The organism is Pseudoalteromonas sp. PAST1 (genome assembly GCF_021532515.1).
In the GTDB taxonomy this organism is placed as follows: domain Bacteria; phylum Pseudomonadota; class Gammaproteobacteria; order Enterobacterales; family Alteromonadaceae; genus Pseudoalteromonas; species Pseudoalteromonas simplex.
Genome location: NZ_JAKGBH010000092.1, coordinates 1 through 7,236 on the forward strand (window position 1 = coordinate 1; position 7,236 = coordinate 7,236).

The window sequence follows — 7,236 nt, forward strand, 5'->3', positions numbered from 1 at the left end:
GGCAATCGTAAGACTAGCCGAGTCAAAAGCTCGACTAGCGGTGTCCAACGAAGCGTCAAAAAAGAAAGGTTAGTAGCTTAGGCTATTATCTTGGAAGCTCGATGCCTTTAGGCGCGAGTAGTTCACAGACGTACAATAGGCCATTTTATCACTTTTGATGAACGGGAATAGGATGTGCCCGGGATAGAACCGATTGTTGCAAAGTACTGCGCTTAAAGCTGAACAATTGGAAAAATGATCCATTACTCAATACCTAGTTATGAGCGTAGGGTTTTTATTTTTTTTAATGGTGCTCATGCTTGGCTTCAATCTCATGAGTATAAATTAGACACCCCTTTTATACTTGTTAAGTTTAAGCTGTTTAAAAAAGTAAAAAGTAAAAAGTAAAAAGTAAAAAGTAAAAAGTAAAAAGTAAAAAGTAAAAAGTAAAAAGTAAAAAGTAAAAAGTAAAAAGTAAAAAGTAAAAAGTTTAGGTTTTAGTTCAAAGTTTGATCAAGATCATAAAATTATTTTTACAAAGTGGCTAATATTGTAGGTGCTAAAGAAGGAATGATAATGTTTGGACTTTTCAAGTGGTTTAAAATAGTGGTAATTACTCTGTTGCTTACGCAGCATGGCTTTGCTATTGCTAAACCAATGAATTGTGAAGAGCATCATAATGGCTCATCCGACACGCATATTATACAACCAAGCAAAAATATGCATCATCAATCAATGATTGACAATAGTCACTATCACACTGAAAATTCGCAAGATTCTAAAAACCGTCATGGTGATGAAGACTGTGAAAAATGTAAAGCTGGTGATTGTGTTTGTTGTGAAGGCGGTTTTTGTACAAGCTTTCATTTAAATGCCTATCTTGTGGAAGCGCAAGACGAAGGTATTTGCAATATTCATTCTGAGCTAATTCTACAGCGTACACCCCTACCAAAATCTGGTATCCATCTCTTACTTTATCGTCCACCAATTATTGGCTAATCACGGGAACAGTGCGTCTTTTTTTCGCCACTCCCATCAAAATAGAATGATTTTTTCATTGGTTTAAATAACCAATTGTTTTGAACGATTAGTACGATATTTGGAAAGGCATTATGAAAATGCTCAAACTATTGCTATTTACAGTACTTAATGCTGTCGATTTTGACCGAGATTTCTCTTTTACCAAAAAATTAGTTTTTAGCTTTTGCATTATTAATCACGAATAATCACTTGACCTGTGTCTTAGACACAGGTCTAAGCTGTAGGTGAGATTACAAACTTAGGTGAAGAACTAAGGAGTGAACATGAAAGTTGCAGAGCTGGCAAAAAGCCTTGGAACGACTGCTGATACGGTGCGCTATTACACCAGATTAGGATTGTTAAAACCAGCTAAGTCAGTGAACGGCTACAAGTCATACTCGAATAAAGAAGTATCGAGACTTAAATTCATTTTAAGTGCCAGAAACCTTGGTTTTTCCGTTGCAGATATCAAGGAAATTATTAATGAATCTGAAGATGGTAAAAGTGCGTGCCCATTAGTCAGAAGCCTGATCAAAGAGCGGCTTGAAGAAACAGAAAAGCAGTTTCAAGCAATGTTGGCACTTCGAGGAAAAATGTCTTCTGCGCTTTCTCAATGGGAAGAAATGGAAGACAAAGCACCGACTGCAAACATGGTTTGTCATCTCATCGAAAACTTTGAGCAAATTAAAAAAGCATAGGAGGAAAAAGGGTGGCTACTAACACAAATATAAAAACTGAATCAGGCTGTTGCTGTAAGGCAAAAGCTCAATCCTCTTCGTGTAAAAGTAAGGAGAATACGTTGGAGAAAGTATCACATAACCAACAGCTTATCATTGAAGGCGCTGGGTGTGCTAGCTGTGTAGGCAAAATTGAAGGGGCGTTGAAGGCAACTCTTGGAGTCGTCAGTGCGGAAATGAATTTTGCTGATAGGACAGTAACAGTTTATGGGACAGCTAAAACAGAAGAATTGATCAAAGCTGTTGAGTCAGTGGGGTATAACGCGAAGCCAATTGATGATAGCTCAGCAACAGATGCGCTTGATGAGAAAGAGGCGGCGGATTGGGCATATTACAAAAAGCTAATGCGCGATACGTTTATTGCCCTTTCACTCGGCGTTCCTTTGATGATCTACAGCATTGTGGTTGGAGAAATGACGGTTGAAACAAACCTTGAACGCATGTCTTGGCTGGTTGTAGGCATTTTAACTTTTGGTGTTATGTATTTTTCAGGTAAGCATTTTTATGTTGGCGCTTGGAAAAGCTTTAAAAACCACTCCGCTAATATGGACACTTTAATAGCTTTAGGAACAGGTACAGCTTGGGTGTATTCGATGGTTGTCGTGTTTGCACCTGACGCCGTTCCATTAATGGCACGGCATGTTTATTTTGAAGCTACCGCCATGATCATTGGCTTAATTGATTTAGGTCTGGCATTAGAAATAAAAGCCAGAGGTAAAACCTCTGAGGCCATTAAGCGTCTTATCGGCTTGCAGGCCAAAACGGCAACCGTAGTTCGTGATAGCAAAGAAGTTCAGATTGGTATTGAGCAGGTTTTACTTAACGATATTGTAAAGGTAAAACCGGGCGAAAAAATTCCCGTCGATGGTGTGGTATTGGAAGGGCACACCTCTATTGATGAGTCCATGCTGACAGGCGAGCCTATGCCTGTTGAAAAAGCCGAAGAAGATGAGGTTGTCGCTGGTACTTTGAACAAATCAGGCATGATTATGTTTAAAGCCACACGTGTTGGAAAAGACACGGCGCTTGCGCAAATCATCAATATGGTGAAACGAGCACAAAATTCTAAACCGCCGATTGGCCGCTTGGCTGATGTTATTTCAGCTTTTTTCGTTCCTGTTGTCATGATCATCTCTGTGTTAAGTGCGCTAGCATGGCTTAACTTTGGACCTGAGCCAGCAATTGCTTTTGCCATCGTATCAGCAACTACTGTACTCATTATTGCCTGCCCATGTGCTTTGGGCTTGGCAACGCCCATGTCTGTCATGGTCGGAGTAGGAAAGGCCGCAGAAGCAGGCGTGCTAATTCGAAACGGTGAGGCACTGCAAACCGCCTCTAAAATCACTGCCATGATTTTAGATAAAACGGGCACTATTACTGAAGGGGCACCTAAGGTAACCGATATTGTTTTAGCAAAAGCTACGGACGAAAAAGACGTACTACAGCTTGCTGCAAGTTTAGAGAGCGGCTCAGAGCACCCTTTAGCGCAAGCGATTGTTGAAAGTGCGTTAGATAAGGATATTGAGTTACTAAAAATTGAAGCGTTTAACGCCATTACGGGTTTTGGTGTAGAAGCAAACTGCAACAATAAAGCTCTGCTTTTCGGAAACGATAAACTAATGAAGTTAAAAGGCATAGACCTCACAGGCTTTGTTGAACAAGCGCAGTCTTTAGCCAAAGAAGCCAAAACACCTATGTACTTTGCTGTAGATGGTGAACTTGCAGCAATCATTGCTGTTGCAGATCCTATCAAGTCAGACTCAATCTCTGCTATCAAACGACTTCAGGCTAATGGTATACGCGTCATCATGTTAACGGGTGATAACAAGGAAACCGCTGCTGCTGTTGCCAAAAAAGCGGGTATTAGTGAGTTTCTTGCTGAAGTGCTGCCAGAAGATAAAGCCAACAAGGTGAAAGAGCTACAAGAAGGCGGCGAAATTGTTGGTATGACAGGAGATGGCATCAACGATGCTCCTGCGCTAGCGTTAGCCGATGTTGGCTTCGCCATAGGCACAGGGACTGATGTAGCTATCGAAAGTGCTGACATTACCCTAATGCGTGGTTCACTTCATGGCCTAGCTGATGCCATAGCGGTAAGCAAAGCTACTTTACGAAATATAAAACAAAACTTGTTTGGCGCGTTTGTCTATAACGTAGCCGGGATTCCTTTTGCTGCGGGGGTTCTATATCCCTTCTTTGGCATTCTGCTTAGCCCTGTAATTGCAGGTGCTGCAATGGCGTTTTCGTCATTGACTGTCGTGTCAAATGCAAATCGACTTCGCTTGTTTAAAGCAAAAGAGAATTAAGGAGAAACACGATGATGTTAATTAACTTATTAGGCTTAGTGTTAATCGCACTGATTGTTTGGTGGTTTTGGCTATACAAACCCAATAAAACAATTGTTCAAGGTAATGAAGTACTCATTGAAGTGAGGGATGGCGTGTATTCACCATCCTCAATCCAAGTGTCTGCTAGTCAACCTGTCACTCTGAAGTTTATGCGCAAAGATCAATCACCCTGCGCTGAAACAATGCTTATTCCATCATTGGAGATAAGCGAGCAGCTTAAATTAAATGAAATTACTCAAATTACCTTATTGAACTTATCACCGGGAGAGCATGAGTTTCATTGTCAGATGCAAATGTATCGCGGTGTCTTAAAGGTTGTTTAGGAGGGTTTATGAACATGAAAAAAGTGACCGCCATTTTCGATGAAATGGTGTTAACACGAGTAGAAGAGGCACTACTTTCACATGGCTATAAAGGCTTTACCATTCATAAAGCAACGGGCAGAGGTGCATATGCTGATACTTACAACAGAAATCACTAATCAGCACATATAGTTATGACAATTTATGTTGCTTTTGATGATGCAGAACATGTTGCTAAAGTTTTGCTTGATGCAGCGTATACCAACGTTGAAGGAGAAGGACTAGTTAGTATCTCCCCTGTGGATAATCTCTTCTGGATAAATTCTAAGTCTGAAGCTTCAGCGGAAGATTTAAGGTCAATAGGAGGCCAATATGAAAAATGAGCACCCTAAATTTTGGTCAACACCCACGGGTTGGGCTGCATTGGTGCTTATTGCCGCAGCCACCTATTTTTTAATCTTTGAACATGGACAGCATGTACTGCAATTTCTTCCTTATTTGATTTTATTGCTATGCCCGTTGATGCACGTATTTATGCATGGCAGTCATGGCAAACATGGCCACGATCATTCACATGCGCCTGATGAGAAAAAGGAAGAGAGCTTTCAAGAACTCACGGATAAAAATGCTGCCTATCGTGACGGCTACATACAAGGTTTAGAAGAAGGACGTAAGGAATCACATAAAAAGGAGAACAGTGATGAATGAGACATATGATTATGGCTTATGGTCAATGGTGATACTGAACTCAGCAATTTTTATCTTTTTTGCCTTTAGTTTTGTCAAACCAAAAACATCTACTGATTGGCGAAGCCTTGGAGCGTTCTCCGCCTTTATTGTTGCCCTATTTACTGAAATGTATGGCTTTCCTTTAACTATCTATTTTCTGTCGGGGTGGCTGACGGAGACCTATCCAGAAGTAAATTTCTTTGCGCATGAGAATGGGCATTTATTACATACTTTCTTTGGATTTCAAGGTGATGCCCATTGGGACCCATTTCATATAGTGAGTATGGTGTTTATTGTTGCAGGTTTCTTTATGTTGTCTTCAGCATGGAATGTATTGCATCACGCGCAAAAGCATCATCAATTGGCTACAACTGGATGGTATGCAAGGTGTCGCCACCCACAGTATGTAGCTTTCATTCTAATCATGTTCGGCTTTTTATTGCAGTGGCCGACAATCCCAACACTTGCGATGTTTCCGATCTTAGTCGTTGTTTACGTCAAGCTAGCGAAACGCGAAGAAGCACAAGCGATTGCTGAGTTTGGTTCGGAGTACCACAGGTATATGGAATCGACACCAAGTTGGATCCCAAATTTTAATAAAAGTGTAGAAGGTAAAAATCATGAAAACGTTAACTAAATCAATTTTATTTATTAGTTCACTACTGATAACCACTAGCTCATTTGCCCAAAACAATGAGCATAAACATGAAGGTGCGAACAAAGCTGATATGCATCAAGGCATGGCAATACCACATGAGAACATGGGAGAAATGCACAAAAAGATGATGGAAATGAAAAAGGAAGTCCATGCCATTAAAACTGAAAAAGATCCTGAAAAGCAACAGCAGATGATGGTTGAACATCACCGTTCAATGATGAAGATGATGCAATCCATGCACAAAAACATGGAAGAAATGCCAATGCATCAACAAATCAAGATGGCTGAACATCATTTAGAAATGATGGGGAACATGATGCCGCAGATGAACCGCAAAATGGAAGAAATGAAAGATAGCAATCAACAGCATTCACACAAACATTAGGAGAAAAATTATGAGCGATTTAGATCATAGAGTTGGCGTTAGAGAGCAAAATTTAGTTGTTCGAAATCTAAAGCTTAGCAATGTCACAGAAGAAAGCTGTGACGAGTTAGTAAAAGAAATAGATCAGCTTTTTGGTATAGATGAAGTTAGTTACAACATCAAAGAAGGTGAAATACACCTTGCCTATGATGCCGCAAACGTAAGCCTTGATGGGATTGAGGAGGTAATCCGTAAGTATGGCGCAGATGTTCATAATGATTGGTGGACACATACTAAAGAAAGTTACTATAAATTTGTTGATCAGAACATCAAAGATAACTCTGTTCATAAGCCTTGGAGTTGTCATCAAGCACCTTCGGGGGCTGGCCGGAAAAACAAATGAATTCATAAAAAAGTGTATAGATAATTAGTTAGTCAAATGAGGTAACAGTGATGAAAACACCCTATATAAAAGCTCTTTTATTGCTTACATTCGGTTTATATTTAGTGGGTTGTTCCAATACCACTTTTTATCATAAATACATGATGAGAGGTCAGGTAGTAGAAAGTTCTGATAATCGAACTCTAATCTGTATTGGTGCTAAGCATGGCGCAGAGGTTGGGCAAAAATACAGTGTTATTAGATTCCATGAAAGAATAGTATTGAGTGAAGGTGAAGATCCCTACACTATCGAAAAGGTAGGAACGGTACAAATTACTAAAATTGTGAATGATCATTTCGCAACTGTAAAGCTAGTGTCTGGTGACATTGCAGCGAAAGATATGGTGGAACTTGAAAACTAATAAAGTGGTGGCGAAAGCCACCACAAGAGCATAACAATAAAACTTAATGAAAAAACTTTAGTGTTATTTTGTACAACCTTTGAGATTGTTTGCTCAGTTCTGGTTATCTTGATGCCAGTACGACAGAAAAAATGTTACATATGAATTAGAAAGGTATGGGCTGGCATCCTAAATAGCTGTTCCAAATAGTAGATCACCCGAGGAAGGGAACTCAATGCGGTTTGCGCGATCAGATCAGTCGCCAAACATAACCAATCAACAACCGCATTGAGTATGAACAAAATAGCATTTTTAT

Annotated in this window: 11 protein-coding genes; all 11 read left to right on the plus strand. The window is 39.9% G+C overall.

All coding sequences use genetic code 11. The features are described from left to right. The first annotated feature begins 555 nt into the window (after positions 1-555). The 11 genes from L1272_RS22285 (at position 556) to L1272_RS22335 (ending at position 6,941) form a co-directional block, all read left to right on the plus strand. The gene (locus L1272_RS22285) at positions 556-978 is read left to right on the plus strand and encodes a hypothetical protein (RefSeq protein WP_063529247.1); all 423 of its coding nucleotides are present in this window, start codon (positions 556-558) and stop codon (positions 976-978) included. Positions 979-1,283: 305 nt separating this feature from the next. Continuing rightward, positions 1,284-1,697, plus strand: coding sequence for a MerR family transcriptional regulator (locus tag L1272_RS22290; RefSeq protein WP_016708244.1), 414 nt, complete (start codon positions 1,284-1,286; stop codon positions 1,695-1,697). A gap of 101 nt (positions 1,698-1,798) precedes the next feature. Then, positions 1,799-4,042 carry a heavy metal translocating P-type ATPase gene (locus L1272_RS22295; protein WP_138558963.1) on the plus strand — a complete coding sequence of 748 codons (2,244 nt, stop codon included), beginning with the start codon at positions 1,799-1,801 and terminating at the stop codon, positions 4,040-4,042. A gap of 11 nt (positions 4,043-4,053) precedes the next feature. Then, on the plus strand, positions 4,054-4,407 hold the full coding sequence (locus L1272_RS22300) for a cupredoxin domain-containing protein (protein ID WP_063529848.1): 354 nt from the start codon (positions 4,054-4,056) through the stop codon (positions 4,405-4,407). A gap of 8 nt (positions 4,408-4,415) precedes the next feature. Beyond that, complete coding sequence (locus tag L1272_RS22305) at positions 4,416-4,565, plus strand: P-II family nitrogen regulator (protein WP_212748213.1); 150 nt, start codon at positions 4,416-4,418, stop codon at positions 4,563-4,565. A 15-nt stretch (positions 4,566-4,580) separates the two neighbouring features. Next, positions 4,581-4,769: a hypothetical protein gene (locus L1272_RS22310; RefSeq protein WP_199524944.1), complete on the plus strand. Its 189-nt coding sequence runs from the start codon at positions 4,581-4,583 to the stop codon at positions 4,767-4,769. Next, a complete protein-coding gene (locus tag L1272_RS22315; RefSeq protein WP_063529849.1) occupies positions 4,759-5,094 on the plus strand; it encodes a DUF2933 domain-containing protein in 336 nt (111 codons plus the stop codon). The genes L1272_RS22310 and L1272_RS22315 overlap by 11 nt, the downstream gene beginning before the upstream one ends. Beyond that, positions 5,087-5,752 carry a methyltransferase family protein gene (locus L1272_RS22320; protein ID WP_063529850.1) on the plus strand — a complete coding sequence of 222 codons (666 nt, stop codon included), beginning with the start codon at positions 5,087-5,089 and terminating at the stop codon, positions 5,750-5,752. The genes L1272_RS22315 and L1272_RS22320 overlap by 8 nt, the downstream gene beginning before the upstream one ends. Then, entirely contained in the window at positions 5,736-6,158 is a 423-nt protein-coding gene (locus L1272_RS22325) for a hypothetical protein (RefSeq protein WP_008467863.1), read from the plus strand. Before L1272_RS22320 ends, L1272_RS22325 begins: the two co-directional genes overlap by 17 nt. 10 nt (positions 6,159-6,168) lie before the next feature. Then, positions 6,169-6,540, plus strand: coding sequence for a hypothetical protein (locus L1272_RS22330; RefSeq protein WP_063529851.1), 372 nt, complete (start codon positions 6,169-6,171; stop codon positions 6,538-6,540). Positions 6,541-6,590: 50 nt separating this feature from the next. After that, positions 6,591-6,941, plus strand: a complete 351-nt coding sequence (locus tag L1272_RS22335; RefSeq protein WP_004589646.1) for a hypothetical protein — start codon at positions 6,591-6,593, stop codon at positions 6,939-6,941. Positions 6,942-7,236: the final 295 nt, after the last annotated feature.